Source organism: Geodermatophilus sp. SYSU D01106 (assembly GCF_054049995.1).
In genome coordinates, this window is record NZ_JBJGYM010000001.1 from 203242 (window position 1) to 217600 (window position 14359).

The 14359-nt window shown below is 75.1% G+C and carries 13 protein-coding genes; 6 read left to right on the plus strand and 7 right to left on the minus strand.

The window, feature by feature from the left end; translation table 11 throughout:
- The first annotated feature begins 55 nt into the window (after positions 1-55).
- Both ACI78R_RS01110 and cysD read left to right on the plus strand, forming a co-directional pair.
- Positions 56-790, plus strand: a complete 735-nt coding sequence (locus ACI78R_RS01110) for an inositol monophosphatase family protein (RefSeq protein ID WP_457039356.1) — start codon at positions 56-58, stop codon at positions 788-790.
- 14 nt (positions 791-804) lie between these two features.
- Positions 805-1713, plus strand: a complete 909-nt coding sequence (cysD, locus tag ACI78R_RS01115) for a sulfate adenylyltransferase subunit CysD (protein WP_457039357.1) — start codon at positions 805-807, stop codon at positions 1711-1713.
- On the opposite strand, the gene ACI78R_RS01120 is transcribed toward cysD, so the two are convergent.
- Positions 1667-1897, minus strand: coding sequence for a hypothetical protein (locus ACI78R_RS01120; protein WP_073421202.1), 231 nt, complete (start codon positions 1895-1897; stop codon positions 1667-1669). The two genes, cysD and ACI78R_RS01120, sit on opposite strands and share 47 nt — an antisense overlap.
- Before the next feature lie 91 nt (positions 1898-1988).
- On the opposite strand from ACI78R_RS01120, the gene ACI78R_RS01125 reads away from it, so the two are divergent.
- On the plus strand, positions 1989-3299 hold the full coding sequence (locus ACI78R_RS01125) for a sulfate adenylyltransferase subunit 1 (protein ID WP_457039358.1): 1311 nt from the start codon (positions 1989-1991) through the stop codon (positions 3297-3299).
- 7 nt (positions 3300-3306) lie between these two features.
- Here the strand turns inward: ACI78R_RS01125 and ACI78R_RS01130 are convergent, their stop codons facing one another.
- From ACI78R_RS01130 to ACI78R_RS01140, 3 genes are all read right to left on the minus strand, one after another.
- A complete protein-coding gene (locus ACI78R_RS01130; RefSeq protein ID WP_457039359.1) occupies positions 3307-4662 on the minus strand; it encodes a cytochrome P450 in 1356 nt (451 codons plus the stop codon).
- A gap of 49 nt (positions 4663-4711) precedes the next feature.
- Entirely contained in the window at positions 4712-4885 is a 174-nt protein-coding gene (locus tag ACI78R_RS01135) for a hypothetical protein (RefSeq protein WP_336028452.1), read from the minus strand.
- Between the two features lie 76 nt (positions 4886-4961).
- Positions 4962-5354, minus strand: coding sequence for an ATP-binding protein (locus ACI78R_RS01140; protein WP_457039360.1), 393 nt, complete (start codon positions 5352-5354; stop codon positions 4962-4964).
- 203 nt (positions 5355-5557) lie between these two features.
- Between ACI78R_RS01140 and ACI78R_RS01145 the strand changes: the two genes are divergently transcribed.
- A complete protein-coding gene (locus ACI78R_RS01145) occupies positions 5558-5992 on the plus strand; it encodes a hypothetical protein (RefSeq protein WP_457039361.1) in 435 nt (144 codons plus the stop codon).
- Positions 5993-6005: 13 nt separating this feature from the next.
- Here the strand turns inward: ACI78R_RS01145 and hrpA are convergent, their stop codons facing one another.
- Positions 6006-9959 (minus strand): ATP-dependent RNA helicase HrpA, encoded by a 3954-nt coding sequence (gene hrpA, locus ACI78R_RS01150; protein WP_457039362.1) that lies wholly within the window; start codon positions 9957-9959, stop codon positions 6006-6008.
- 257 nt (positions 9960-10216) lie between these two features.
- Here hrpA and ACI78R_RS01155 point away from each other — a divergent pair, with 257 nt between their 5' ends.
- Positions 10217-10720 (plus strand): MarR family winged helix-turn-helix transcriptional regulator, encoded by a 504-nt coding sequence (locus tag ACI78R_RS01155; RefSeq protein ID WP_336028458.1) that lies wholly within the window; start codon positions 10217-10219, stop codon positions 10718-10720.
- Positions 10717-12504: an MDR family MFS transporter gene (locus ACI78R_RS01160; protein WP_073421191.1), complete on the plus strand. Its 1788-nt coding sequence runs from the start codon at positions 10717-10719 to the stop codon at positions 12502-12504. The genes ACI78R_RS01155 and ACI78R_RS01160 overlap by 4 nt, the downstream gene beginning before the upstream one ends.
- A 167-nt stretch (positions 12505-12671) precedes the next feature.
- Here ACI78R_RS01160 and ACI78R_RS01165 read toward each other — a convergent pair whose 3' ends face one another.
- Positions 12672-13847: a zinc-dependent alcohol dehydrogenase gene (locus ACI78R_RS01165; RefSeq protein ID WP_457039363.1), complete on the minus strand. Its 1176-nt coding sequence runs from the start codon at positions 13845-13847 to the stop codon at positions 12672-12674.
- Entirely contained in the window at positions 13844-14311 is a 468-nt protein-coding gene (locus tag ACI78R_RS01170; protein ID WP_457039364.1) for a hypothetical protein, read from the minus strand. The genes ACI78R_RS01165 and ACI78R_RS01170 overlap by 4 nt, the downstream gene beginning before the upstream one ends.
- Between the last annotated feature and the right edge of the window lie 48 nt (positions 14312-14359).

The window sequence follows — 14359 nt, forward strand, 5'->3', positions numbered from 1 at the left end:
CGCTGACGGCCCCGGTCGCCGACCCGGGCGACGCGCCCGTCCGCGGAGGTGCCCGGTGAGGGACGTCGAGGTGGCCGCGGCCGCCGCCCGGGCCGCCGCGGACGTGCTGGTGGAGCTGCGGGCCGGCGGGCTGACCGGGCGGGCGCTCGGCGACGCCGGGGACGCGGCCGCGCAGGAGGCCATCGCCGGGGTCCTCGCCGTGCACCGGCCCGACGACGTCGTGTTCAGCGAGGAGGCCGCCGACGACCGCAGCCGCCTGGAGGCCGGGCGGGTGTGGATCGTCGACCCGCTCGACGGCACCCGCGAGTACGGCGAGACGGACCGGTCCGACTTCGCCGTCCACGTGGCGCTGTGGGCAGCCGGGACGCTGACCGCCGCGGCCGTGGCGCTGCCCGCCGCCGGCGAGGTGCTGGTCACCGACCCGGCGCCGACCCTGCCCGCCGCCGTCGCGCGGGCGCCCCGGATCGCGGTGAGCCGCACCCGCCCGCCCGCGCAGGCGGACGCCGCGGCGGCCGCGGTCGGCGGCGAGCTCGTGCCCCTGGGGTCGGCCGGCTACAAGGTCACCGCGGTGGTGCGCGGCGAGGTCGACGCCTACGTGCACGCCGGCGGCATGTACCAGTGGGACTCCGCGGCGCCGGTCGCCGTCGCCCTGGCCGCGGGCCTGACCGCGCTGCGGCTGGACGGGTCGCCGCTGCGCTACAACGAGCCCGACCCGTCGCTGCCCGACCTGCTGGTGTGCCGGCCGGAGCTGGCCGCGGACCTCCTGGCCGCCGTCCGCGGCACGACGTGACGGACACTGGGGACGTGACGACCCCCGCCCACCGGCTCACCCAGCTGGAGACCCTCGAGGCCGAGTCGATCCACGTCATCCGCGAGGTGGCCGCCGAGCTCGAACGCCCGGTGCTGCTGTTCTCCGGCGGCAAGGACTCCATCGTCATGCTGGAGCTCGCCCGCAAGGCGTTCGCCCCGGCGCGCATCCCGTTCCCGGTGATGCACGTCGACACCGGGCTGAACTTCCCCGACGTGCTCGAGTTCCGCGACAAGCGGGTGGCCGAGCTCGGCGTGGAGCTCGTCGTCGCCTCGGTGCCCGACGCGATGGCCCGCGGGCTGGTGCGCGAGGAGCCCAACGGCTCGCGCAACCGCATCCAGACGCCGGTGCTGCTCGAGGCGGTCGAGGAGCACGGGTTCACCGCCCTCTTCGGCGGCGCCCGCCGCGACGAGGACAAGGCGCGGGCCAAGGAGCGGGTGTTCAGCTTCCGCGACGAGTTCGGCCAGTGGGACCCGAAGAACCAGCGGCCGGAGCTGTGGGACCTCTACAACGGCCGGATCCACCTCGGCGAGTCGATCCGGGTGTTCCCGCTGTCGAACTGGACCGAGCTCGACATCTGGCAGTACATCGCGCAGGAGGGCATCGCGATCCCGCCGCTGTACCTGGCGCAGGAGCGCGAGGTCGTCGAGCGGCAGGGGATGCTCTACGCCGTCAACCAGTTCGTCCGCCCGCGCGAGGGCGAGCAGGTGACCCGCGAGACCGTCCGCTACCGGACCGTCGGCGACGCCAACCTCACCGCGGCGGTCCGCTCGCGGGCGACGACGGTCGAGGAGGTCATCGCCGAGATCGCGGTGACCCGGCTGACCGAGCGCGGCGCCACCCGCGGCGACGACAAGGTCAGCGACGCCGCGATGGAGGACCGGAAGAAGGAGGGCTACTTCTAGCCCGCGCCCGCCTGCGGTACCGGCGCAGCAGGACGACGACGGTGACGGCGAGCAACAGGAGGCCCGCCGGCCACCCCACCGCCTCCGGCGCGCCCACGCCGAGCGCCTCGGCCACGACGTAGCCCACCGAGTAGCCGGCGACGACGACCAGCAGCACCGGCACCAGGAACACCAGACCGCCCACTGCGGCTCCTCCCCGCGGGCGCCCGGTGGCGCCGCTCACACCAGCGTCCCCGCTCGCGGCGCCGCGTGTCGCGGCTGGGACGATGGGGGCCATGTCCGACCTGCCCGCCGTCGACGTCCACTCCGCTGCCGCAGAGCAGGCGGCAGAGATCGCGACGGCCCGCCGGGACATCGCCCGCATCGCCACGGCCGGCTCGGTCGACGACGGCAAGAGCACGCTCATCGGCCGCCTGCTGTTCGACAGCAAGGCCGTCTTCGAGGACCAGTACGCGGCGATCGAGCGCGCCAGCCGCGGCGACTACGTCGACCTGGCGCTGCTCACCGACGGCCTGCGCGCCGAGCGGGAGCAGGGCATCACCATCGACGTCGCCTACCGGTACTTCAGCACCCCGCGGCGCACGTTCGTCCTCGCCGACACCCCGGGGCACGTGCAGTACACGCGCAACATGGTCACCGGCGCCTCGACCGCCGACCTCGCGATCGTGCTGGTCGACGCCCGCAAGGGGATCCTCGAGCAGAGCCGCCGGCACGCCTACCTCGCCGCGCTGCTGCGGGTGCCGCACCTGGTGGTCGCGGTGAACAAGATGGACCTCGTCGACTGGTCGCAGGAGGTGTTCGAGGCGATCCGCGACGAGTTCCGCGCCTTCGCCGCGCGCCTGCACGTCCCCGACCTGACCGTCGTGCCGGTCTCGGCGCTGCGCGGCGACAACGTCGTCACCCGCTCCGACGCCGCCCCCTGGTACGACGGCCCCTCGCTGCTCGAGCACCTCGAGTCGGTCGAGGTGGCCGGCGACGCCAACCTCACCGACGTCCGCTTCCCCGTGCAGTACGTCATCCGCCCGCAGTCCGACGCGTTCCACGACTACCGCGGCTACGCCGGCACGGTGGCCAGCGGCGTGCTGCGGCCCGGCGACGCGGTGGCGGTCCTGCCGTCCGGCCGGACGACGACGATCGCCGGCATCGACGGCCCGCGCGGCCCGGTCGACGTCGCCGTCCCGCCCATGTCGGTGACCATGCGCCTCGCCGACGACCTCGACGTGTCCCGCGGCGACATGCTCTGCGGCCCCGACGGCGGCCCGGAGACCACCCAGGACCTCGACGCGCTGGTCTGCTGGATGGCCGAGGAGCCGCTGCGCCCCCGGCAGCGCCTGGCGGTCAAGCACACCACCCGGTCGGTGCGCGCGATGGTCAAGGAGGTCGTGCACCGGCTCGACGTCAACACCCTCGACCACGAGGAGGAGGCCGGCGAGCTCGGCCTCAACGACATCGGCCGGGTGCGGCTGCGCACCACCCAGCCGCTGTTCGTCGACGACTACACGCACAACCGCGCCACGGGCCGGTTCATCCTCGTCGACGAGGCCACCAACGCCACCGTCGGCGCCGGGATGCTCGTCCCCCACTGACCCGGGGTCAGCGCAGGGCGACCGGCAGGGTCTCGAAGCCGCGCAGCGTCCGCAGGTCGCGGCGCACCGGCGTCCCGGCCACCCGCAGCCGCGGGAAGCGCTCGGTGAGCACCTGCAGGCCCACGGTGCCCTCCAGGCGGGCCAGCCCGGCGCCCAGGCAGTAGTGGACGCCGCCGGAGAAGGCCAGGTGGTCGCGGGCGTTGGGGCGGGTGACGTCGAACCGCGCCGGGTCGGCGAAGACGGCGGGGTCGCGGTTCGCCGCGCCGAGCAGCACGGTGACGCGGGTACCGGCCGGCAGCGGGACGCCGGCGAACTCCGCGTCCCCGGTCAGGCTGCGGCCGGTGAGCTGCACGGGGCTGTCGGCGCGCAGCACCTCCTCGACGGCGCCGTCCCAGCCGGCGGGGTCCTCCCGCAGCACGTCCCACTGGTCGCGGTGGGCGTCGAGCAGCACGACGGCGTTGCCGAGCAGGTTGACCGTCGTCTCGAAGCCGGCGCCGAGCAGCAGCATCACGGTGGCGTGCAGCTCGCGCTCGCTCAGCGCCTCGTCGCCGTCCAGCGTCACCAGGCGGCTGACCAGGTCGTCGCCGGGGTCGGCGCGCAGCCGGGCGAAGTGGCCGCGCAGGAAGGCGTGCATGGCGCGCAGCCCGCGCTCCGCGGCGAGGTAGCGGCGCGGGGACAGGCCGGCGTCGAGGGTGGCGGCGGCCGCGGCGCCCCAGCGCAGGAAGTCCTCGCGCCGGTCGGCGGGGACGGCGAGCAGGTCGGCGATGACGAGCACCGGCAACTGCGCGGCGTAGGCGCCGACGAGGTCGACGACGCCGTCGCGGCCGGCGAGGTCGTCGAGCAGCGCCTCGGCGGTGCGCCGGACCATCGGCGCGCAGGCGAGCGTGGCGCGCGGGGTGAAGGCGCGGCCGACCAGGCGGCGGAAGCGGGTGTGGTCGGGTGGGTCGGTGACCAGCATCGACGGCGGCTCGGCCACGCCCGTGGCGTCGAGCTCGTCGCCCAGCCGCAGGGCCCAGCGGATGGGTGCCGGCGCCTGCGAGCGGTCCCAGCCCACGCCGGCGGCGTCGGAGCGCAGCACGGCGGCGGCCACGGCGTGCGAGGTGGTCACCGGCCCCAGCGCACTGGAGGTGACCGGCCCGCGGTCGCGCAGCCGCTCGTGGAGGTCGTACGGGTCCTGGCGGGCGGCCGGGTCGCGCAGCAGGCGGGCGAGGGGGTCGCCGCGGCGGGCGGCCCGGGAGAGGTACACCGCCGGGAGGCCGTGCCGCACGGCGTAGCGGGCCGCGGAGCGCACCGGGCGCAGCAGCGGCGACCGCGGCGGCTCGGCGGGGACGGCCGGGGCCGGACGCGGGGACGTCGTCGCCATGGGCACCTCCCGCCCGGCGCTCGCCGGGCGGGAGGCAGTGTCGCAGGACCTACCGGTCGGTGTCGGACGGCTCGGGGGCCTGGCTCGCGTCGCCGTCCCAGTCCTTGCCCGCCTTGTAGGCGTGACCGGAGGCGCTGTCGGTCTGGTCGGCGACGGCCTCCACCATCTCCTCGTCGGACAGGCCCTCGCCGGCTGCCTCGGTGTGGCTGGTGGGCTCGCTCATCACGTCTCCTCCGTCGGACGGCATCGGTCTCCCCAGCCCTCCCCGGGGAGCCGCCGAGGCAAACGCGCGGTGCGTCTCAGCCCGCCGACCGGGAGTCCAGGACGAACCACACCCGCTTGCCGTCGCCGGCGTCCTCGACGCCCCAGTCGTCGGCGATGGCCGCGACGATCTGCATGCCGCGGCCGCGCGGCTGGTCGCCGCGCAGCTCGCCCACCACGGGGCGGACGGCGCTGCCGTCGGCGACGGCGACCCGCAGCCAGCCGTCGGAGTACTCGAGCTCCAGGGAGAGCACGGCCTCTCCCTCGACGTGGTCGACGACGTTGGCCACGAGCTCGGTGACCAGCAGCTCGACGTCGCCCGCGTCCTGCGGGGCCTGCCAGGCGCGCAGCACCTCCCGTGCGACGTGGCGTGCCACGGGCACGCTCCGGGGGGACGGTGGCAGGTCCACCCGGGCGGTGAGCGTCGACATCGGTCTCCCTGGAACGGCACCGGACCGACACGGAGCAGTCTCGGTTGTGCGCTATCGGATCGGGGACGACCCTCCCAGGTCGGCGGCCGGTGTGCAACCACCCCTTGCGTGTCACGCGTGTTGCACGCAACGCCCGTTCAACAAGGTAGTGTGCAACCGTTCCCGGTGGAGCAGACCGCCGGGGAGGACGCGGGAGGACGACCGTGGCAGGACCGCAGCAGCTTCCGGCGGAGCCGGAGCAGACCGGACCGCAGGACGACGGGCGCGAGCGGGACACCGCGCTGGCCGCGCTGCAGGACCTGGTGCGCGAGATCGACCGCTGCGCCGTCGAGCTGCAGGGCGCGCGCGAGCGCGCCGAGCTCCTGCTGGCCGAGCGCCGCACCGGGCGGGCGTGGCTCGACATCGTCAGCGCCGAGGCCCGGCCGCTGGTCGTCGAGCGGATCACCACGGTGCTGTCGGCCCTCGCGGGCGCGGGCTCCGCCTGGCGCCGCGCGCAGGCCCGCGCCCTGCAGGACGAGCAGGTGAGCATCAACCGCATCGCCGCCCTGTTCGGCGTCACCCGGCAGCGCATCTCCGCGCTGCTGCGCGAGCCGGCGCCGGACCCCGTGCCGGACCCGGACGCCGCGCCCTCGGCCTGAGCGCCGGGGCGGCCTACGCCGTGAGCGCGTCGATCGCCTTGTAGAGCCGCTGCTCCGACACCGGGCGGGGCGTGCCGATCTGCTGCGCGAACAGCCCGACGCGCAGCTCCTCGACCATCCACCGGATGCGGGTGACCGGGTCGTCGGGGGCGCCGGTGGGCGGCACCTCGCGGCGCAGCTGCTCGTACTCGGCGGTCACGGCGGCGACCTGGTCCGTCCAGAGGGCGTCGCGCACCGCGTTGGCCGGCAGCTTCTCCAGCCGGTGCGCCATGGCCTTCAGGTAGCGGACCAGGTCGGGCAGCCGCCGCCGGCCGGCATCGGCGACGAAGCCGCGGTGCAGCAGGCCGCCCATCTGCCGCCGCAGGTCGGCGACGGCCGCCTCGGGCACCCGCCGGCCGGGCGCCGCGCCGATCGCGACGGCGACCTCGCGGGCCTGGGTGAGCACCGCCTCGACCCGCCGGACGGCGTCCTGGGTGAGCGGCAGCAGCTGCTCCTTCGCCGTCGCGACCAGCGCGGCGAAGGCCGCCCCGTCGCGCGGCGGCCCGCCCGCGGCGGCGACCAGCTCGTCGGCGGCGGCGTCGACGCAGTCGTCGACCAGCGCCGGGATCTCGCCGTCGGGGTTGAACTGCAGGGCCAGCCGGCTCCTCGGTGACAGCCCCTTGACCACCTGCCGGGTGGGCGAGCCCGCCACGAGCACGAGCAGCCGGCGGGCGCCGCGCCAGGACAGGCGCGCGGCCTCGGCCTCGGTGGAGACGACCCGCACGCCGACGGTGGCGCCCTCGTCGACCAGCGCCGGGTACGCGGTGACCGCGTGCCCGCCGCGCCGCACCTCGACGGTGCGCGGCAGCTCGCCGATCGTCCAGGCCGTCAGCCCGGTGCGCTCGACGTCGGAGGCGGCCGCGGCGAGGCTCGCCCGCGCCTGCGGGGCGACCTCGCGGCGCAGCGCCTGCAGGTCCTTGCCGGTGGCCAGCGCACGCTGCCGGTCGTCGACCACGCGGAAGGTCGCGCGCAGGTGGCCGGGGACCTGCGCCGGCTGCCAGGCGTCCGGCGGGACGACGACGGCCGCCGCGCGCCGCAGCTCGCGCTCCAGGGCCGGCAGCAGCGGCTCGGTGGGGGCGATGCGCGGCAGCACCTCGCGGACCCGGTCGGGGATCGGCACGAGCGCGCGCCGGAGCTGCTTGGGCAGCGTGCGGAGCAGCGCCGTCACCAGTTCCTCCCGCAGTCCGGGGACGGTGAAGGCCAGCGACTCCCCCGACGTCTGCTCGACCACGGAGTCGAGGACGGCGAGCGGGACGTCGACGGTGACGCCGTCCTCCGGCGCCCCGGGCGCGAAGGCGTAGGACAGCGGCAGGGTCAGCCCCTGGGTGAGCGGCACCTCGTCCGGGAAGTCCTCGACGCGCACCTGCCCTGCGGCGGCCGCGTCGGTGAGCATCTCGGGCGTGAGGGTGAGCAGGTCGGGGGTGCGCTGGCGCGCGGTCTTCCACCAGCGGTCGAAGTGCCGGGTGGAGACGACGTCGGCCGGGACGCGCGCGTCGTAGAGCTCGAACAACGTCTCGTCGTCGACCCGGATGTCGCGCCGCCGGGCGCGCTCCTCCAGCTCGGCCACCCGCTCCAGCGCGCGCTGGTTGTCGGCCCAGAACCGGTGGTGCGTCGTCCACTCACCCTGGACGAGCGCGTGCCGGATGAACAGCTCACGGGAGACGACCGGGTCGATCGAGCCGTACTGCACGCGCCGGCCGACCACGAGCGGGATGCCGTACAGGGTGACCCGCTCGGTGGCGACGACGGAGCCGCGCCTGGCGTCCCACCGCGGCTCGGAGTACTCGCGGGAGACCAGGTGGCCGGCCAGCCGCTCGACGTCCTCGGGGTCGACGCGCGCGACGGTGCGCGCGAACAGCCGGCTGGTCTCGACCAGCTCCGCGGCCACCACCCAGCGCGGCGGCTTCCTCGCCAGCGGGGTGCCGGGCGCGATGACGAACCGGGCGCCGCGGGCGCCGAGGTACTCGCGGCCGCCGCGCCGCCGGTCGCCGTCCTTCCGCTTCTCCTCCAGCTGGAGGCCGACCTGGGACAGCAGCCCGGCGAGCAGCGCGGTGGAGACGCCGCGCTCGTCGGGCTCGGCGGCGAGGGCGCCGACGGTCATGCCGAGGCGGCGGGCGGTGCCGCGCAGCTGGCCGTGCAGGTCCTGCCACTCGCGGATGCGCACGTAGTGCAGGAACTCGCGCTTGACCGTCTTCCGGAACTGGCTACCGGAGAGCGCGTCCTGCTGCTCGGTGAGGTACCGCCACAGGTTGAGCAGCGCGAGGAAGTCGGAGTGCTCGTCGGCGAACCGGGCGTGCATCTGGTCGGCGGCCTGCTGGTGCTCGGCGGGACGCTCGCGCGGGTCCTGGATCGTCAGGCCCGCGGCGATGACGAGGACCTCCTCGAGCACGCCGCGGCGGTCGGCCTCGACGACCATGCGACCCAGCCGCGGGTCCAGGGGCAGCTGGGCGAGCGCCCGGCCGGTGTCGGTGAGCCGCCCGTCCTCCAGTGCCCCGAGCTCCTCGAGCAGGGCGCGGCCGTCGGTGACGGCGCGGCGGTCGGGCGGGTCGACGAACGGGAAGTCCTCCACCGCGCCGAGGTCGAGCGCGGCCATCTGCAGCAGCACCGAGGCGAGGCTGGTGCGCAGGATCTCCGGGTCGGTGTACTCCGGCCGGCCCTCGAAGTCCTCCTCGGTGTAGAGCCGGATGGCGATGCCGTCGGCGACGCGGCCGCAGCGCCCCGAGCGCTGCCGCGCGGAGGCCTGGCTGATCGGCTCGATCGGCAGCCGCTGCACCTTCGTGCGCGCGCTGTAGCGGGAGATGCGGGCGGTGCCGGGGTCGACGACGTAGCGGATACCCGGCACGGTCAGCGACGTCTCGGCGACGTTGGTGGCCAGCACGATGCGCCGGCCGGTGTGCGGCTGGAAGACCCGGTGCTGGTCGGCGGCCGACAGGCGCGAGTAGAGCGGCAGCACCTCGGTGCCGGGGAAGCGCTCGGTGAGCACGTCGGCGGCGTCGCGGATCTCCCGCTCGCCGGCGAGGAAGACGAGGACGTCGCCGGGGCCCTCGGCGGCCAGCTCCTCGACGGCGTCGCCGATGGCGGTCACCTGGTCGCGGTCGGGGTCGGCTGCCCCGTCCCCCGCCCGCCCGTCGGGGTCGACGACGGGCCGGTAGCGCACCTCGACCGGGTAGGTGCGGCCGCTGACCTCGACCACGGGCACCTCGGCGCCGTCGAGGCCGAAGTGCTTGGCGATCCGCTCGACGTCGATGGTGGCCGAGGTGATGACGACCTTGAGGTCGGGACGGCGCGGCAGCAGCTGGGCGAGGTAGCCCAGCAGGAAGTCGATGGTGAGGCTCCGCTCGTGCGCCTCGTCGACGATGATCGTGTCGTACTGGCGCAGCAGCCGGTCGTGGGCGATCTCGGCGAGCAGGACGCCGTCGGTCATGAGCTTGACCGAGGTGGCGTCGCCGACCTGGTCGGTGAAGCGCACCTTCCACCCGACCGCGCCGCCGAGCGGGGTCTCCAGCTCCTCGGCGATCCGCTCGGCCACCGTGCGGGCGGCGATCCGCCGCGGCTGCGTGTGGCCGATGCGGCCGCGCACGCCGCGGCCGAGCTCGAGGGCGATCTTGGGCAGCTGGGTGGTCTTGCCCGAGCCGGTCTCGCCGGCGACGACGACGACCTGGGACTCGCGCAGGGCGGCGGCGATGTCGTCGCGCCGGGCGCTGACGGGCAGCCCCTCGGGATAGGTGACCGCGGGCACGGCGGCGCGGCGGCGGGCGATGCGCTCCTCGGCGGCGACGACGTCGGCGGTGATCCGCTCCAGTGCCCGCTCGCGGGCCGCGGCGTCGCGGGTGCGGCGCAGCCCCTCCAGGCGGCGGCCGAGACGGTGCTCGTCCTCGAGGGTCAGCGCGGCCAGCCGGGACCGGAGGTCCGGGAGGGTCGCGGTCACGGCGGTGCTCGGCTCCATCCATCGAGAGAGGGCCCGGTGCGGGCCGGGTCTCGCCCAGGATCGCACCGGTGGGGCCCGCGCCGTCGGCGTCCGGGGCCGACGGGGTCAACGCCCGCAGGCGGGCGGCTGTTCCTCCTCCGACACCGCGGGTACCGGAGTCGCACGGCTCACAGTGCGTGCACGACACAACTGGTTGCATGTACGGCGCAACGGTTTGTACGGTACATGCACCCGTTCCTCTGTCCCGGAGTCCTCCTGTGCCCTCCCCCGCCCTGCCTCCGGCAGGCGCCCGCTCCGCCGAGGTCCGGCGGCTGTCGGAGCAGATGCCGCGCTTCATGCGGCTGGTGCACGCGTTCAAGAGCCAGCAGGCCGCCGGCGACGGCCGTGAGCGCGCCGCGCTGGTGCTGCTGTTCCCGCTGACGCGGATCGGCCCGCTCCGCCAGAGCGCGCTCGCCGAGCTCGTGCACGCCGACCCCTCCACGGTCAGCCGGCACGTCGCCTCGCTCGTCGAGCAGGGCCTCGTGCAGCGCGTCGCCGACGAGACCGACGGCCGAGCCACCCGGCTGGTCGCCACCGACGCCGGCCGCGACGCCGTCGAGCGGCTCGCGCAGGAGCGCGCCACGCAGCTCGAGGCGATGCTCGCCGGCTGGTCCGACGACGACCTCGCCGCCCTCACCGGGCTCTTCGGGCGCCTGCTCGACGACCTCACGGCAGCGCTGCCGTCCCCCTCCGCACTCCCCGTCCCGAGAGAGAAGCCATGAGCCAGACCACCGCCCGCCCCGCCGGCGGGCGCAGCGGCGCCCGCGCCGCGGCGGCAGCACCGGACTCCTCCGGCGCGTTCACCCACCGCCAGATCGTCACGATCCTCGTCGGGCTGATGGTCGCGATGTTCCTCGCGGCCCTCGACCAGACGGTCGTCTCCACCGCCATCCGCACCATCGCCGACGACCTGCAGGGCTACGACCTGCAGGCCTGGGCGACGACGGCGTTCCTCATCACCTCGACGATCGCCACGCCGCTCTACGGCAAGCTCTCCGACATCTACGGCCGGCGGCCCTTCTACCTGTTCGCCATCGCCGTGTTCGTCGTCGGCTCGGTGCTGTGCGGCATGGCGACGTCGATGTACGAGCTGGCCGCCTTCCGCGCGGTGCAGGGCATCGGTGCCGGCGGCCTGATGTCGCTCGCGCTCGCGATCATCGGCGACATCGTCCCGCCGCGGGAGCGCTCGCGGTACCAGGGCTACTTCATGGCCGTCTTCGGCACCTCGAGCGTGCTCGGCCCGGTCATCGGCGGCTTCTTCGCGGGCCAGGGCTCGCTGCTCGGCGTCGACGGCTGGCGCTGGATCTTCTACGTCAACGTGCCGCTGGGCGTGCTCGCCTTCGTCGCCGTCTTCCGCGTGCTGCACCTGCCGCACGAGCGCCGCGAGCACCGCATCGACTGGCCGGGCGCGCTCGCGCTCATCACGTTCCTCGTGCCGCTGCTCGTCGTCGCCGAGCAGGGCCGGCTCTGGGGCTGGACCTCGGGCCGCTCGCTCGCCTGCTACGCCATCGGCGCCGTCGGCTTCGTGCTGTTCATCCTGGCCGAGCGCGCCTACCGCGACGACGCCCTGCTGCCGCTGCGCCTGTTCCGCAACCGCAGCTTCTCGGTGGTCGGCGTCGGCAGCGTCGTCATGGGCGCCGGCATGTTCGGCGGGCTGCTGCTCCTGCCGCAGTACCTGCAGATCGTGCACGGCTCCAGCGCCACGGTCGCCGGCCTGCAGATGATCCCGCTGGTCGCGGGCATCATGACCGGCGCGATGAGCTCGGGCATCGCGATCTCGAAGACCGGCCGGTACAAGGTCTTCCCGCTCGTGGGCATCGCGCTGATGACCGGCGCGCTCCTGGCGATGTCGTTCGTCGTCGACGCCGACACCTCGGTGTGGACCCTGGTGCCCTTCATGGTGCTGCTGGGGCTCGGCCTCGGCTTCAACTTCCAGCCGGCGATCCTCGCGGTGCAGAACGCCGTGTCGCCGCGGGAGATGGGCGTGGCCACCTCGTCGGTGACCTTCTTCCGGCAGATGGGCGGCACGATCGGCACCGCCGTCTTCCTGTCGGTGCTGTTCAGCCGGCTGCCGCAGGACATCGGCGACGCCGTCACCTCCGCCGCCGCCTCCGACCCGCGGGTGGCCGAGGCGGTACAGGGCGGCCAGCTGCCCGCGGGCGGCGACGCGCTCTCGGACACCTCGTTCATCCAGACGCTGCCGTCGTTCCTCGCGGCGCCGTTCAAGACCGGGTTCTCGAACTCGATCGACCTGGTGTTCCTCATCGCCGCGTGCGTGGTGGCCGTCGGGTTCTTCGTGTTCCTGTTCCTGCCGCAGCTGGCGCTGTCGAACAAGTCCGGCATCCAGGCGCGGCAGGCCGGCGAGCAGACCGCCGGCGGCCACGCGGCCGACCACGACGGCGCCGAGCAGGCCGTGCAGTCGGCCGGGGCGTCCGCGCCGACGTCGACCGCCCCGCCCGTCGGCCGCCCCGGCGACGCGGAGACCACCGGCCGCTCCTCCGGCTGACCTCCACGCACCACGAGAGGCCCCTCCCCGCGAGCTGCGGGGAGGGGCCTCTCGCCGTCCCGGGGCCGTCTCAGGAGTCGATCATCGGACGCGTGCACGCCCCGGCGGCGTGTCGCACCGTGTCCCGTACACGCAGCCGATGATCAACACGGATCGCCGCCCGGGGGTCAGCCGTGCGGCAGGAACACCGCGCGCACGCAGCCGTCCTGCTTCTCCTTGAACAACTCGTAGCCGCGCGCCGCCTCCTCCAGCGGCATGACGTGCGTGGCCAGGTGCTCGGTGACCAGCTCACCGCTCTCCATCCACTCGAGCAGCCGCGGGATGTAGCGCGGGCCGTGCACCTGGGCGCCGCGCAGGGTGAGGCCCTTGTTCATCACCGCGCCGAGCGGGAACTTGTCCACCATCGCGGCGAAGACGCCGAGGGTGAACACGCTGCCGCCCTTGCGGCACGCCATGATCGCCTCGCGCACCGCCGACGTCCGGTCGGTCTGCAGCCGCAGCTGCTGCTTGACCTGGTCGTACACGCCCTGCGGGCCGGGGCTGTGCGCCTCCATGCCCACCGCCTCGATGCACACGTCCGGGCCGCGGCCACCGGTGCGCTCGCGCAGCTCCGCGGCGACGTCGGTGCTCGAGTAGTCAATCACGTCCGCGCCGGCGTGCGTGCGGGCCTGCTCGAGCCGCTCGGGCAGCCGGTCGATGACGACGACCTGCTCCGCGCCCACCAGCGCGGAGATCCGGGCGGCCATCTGACCGACGGCGCCGGCTCCCCACACCGCGACGGTGTCGCCGGGCTGCACGCCGCCCAGGTCGACGCCGGTGAAGGCGGTCGACGCGGCGTCGGAGGCGAACAGGGCGCGGTCGTCGGGGACGCCGTCGGGGACGACGAAGCTGCCGACGTCGGCGAAGGGCACCCGCATGTACTCCGCGTGGCTGCCGGCGTAGCCGCCGACGGCGTGCGAGTAGCCGAGGCAGCCGCCGATGGCCTGGCCCCACAGCCCCTCGGTGATGCCCGGGTTCGGGTTGCTGTTGTCGCACAGCGAGTAGAGCTCGTTGCGGCAGTACCAGCAGTTCCCGCAGGAGACGAAGGAGGCGACGACGACGCGGTCGCCCACCCGGCGGGAGCGCACGCCGCTGCCGACCTCGACCACCTCGCCCATGAACTCGTGGCCGATGACGTCGCCGGCGCGCATGAACGGGATGTAGCCGGAGAGCAGGTGCAGGTCCGACCCGCAGGTGGTCGTCCGGGTGATCTTCAGGATCACGTCGTGGTCGTTGAGCAGCTGTGGCTCCGGGACGTCCTCCACCGACAGCTGGTTCACCCCGGTCCAGGTCAGCGCCCTCACAGCAGGCCCTCCTTCCGCGACGCGGCCACCGCGCCGTCGAGCAGCCGGCCGCCGGGGGTGTCGGCGCGCTCACCGTGCGGGCGCGGGTCCATCCGGAGCACCTCACCCACCTCCACGAGCTGCTTGGCCTCCCGCAGCGCCTGCCGCAGCCGGCCGAGGTCGTCGTCGGTGGCCGGCCCGCGGAACCGGGCGGCGAGCTCGGTGCCCTTGTCGCCGGGCGCCGGTCGCACCCGCGTCTCGACCCGGTCCCCCAGCGCGGCCAGCGGGGAGGGCAGGCCGGCCAGCCGGTCGGGTGCGGCGAGCACCGTGACCGCGCGCCAGCGCCGCGCGGCGGTGGCCGGGTCGTCCTTGGCCGAGGCGGTGCCGACGCCGGGCAGCCGCACGGACTGCAGCCGCCCGAGCAGCGCCGCCCCCGCGCCGGTGGTCAGGCCGGTGGCCCGGCTGATGAGCTGGTCGAGGTCCATGGGAGACCTGCTACCCGGCCGCGGGCCCGGCCTATCGTGGGCCGGTCG

Excerpts from the sequence above, each read along its gene's own strand:
- ACI78R_RS01125 (WP_457039358.1), top strand. The coding sequence starts at position 1,989 with ATGTCCGACCTGCCCGCCGTCGACGTCCACTCCGCTGCCGCAGAGCAG.
- ACI78R_RS01130 (WP_457039359.1), bottom strand. The coding sequence starts at position 4,662 with ATGGCGACGACGTCCCCGCGTCCGGCCCCGGCCGTCCCCGCCGAGCCG.
- ACI78R_RS01135 (WP_336028452.1), bottom strand. The coding sequence starts at position 4,885 with ATGAGCGAGCCCACCAGCCACACCGAGGCAGCCGGCGAGGGCCTGTCC.
- ACI78R_RS01140 (WP_457039360.1), bottom strand. The coding sequence starts at position 5,354 with ATGTCGACGCTCACCGCCCGGGTGGACCTGCCACCGTCCCCCCGGAGC.
- ACI78R_RS01160 (WP_073421191.1), top strand. The coding sequence starts at position 10,717 with ATGAGCCAGACCACCGCCCGCCCCGCCGGCGGGCGCAGCGGCGCCCGC.
- ACI78R_RS01170 (WP_457039364.1), bottom strand. The coding sequence starts at position 14,311 with ATGGACCTCGACCAGCTCATCAGCCGGGCCACCGGCCTGACCACCGGC.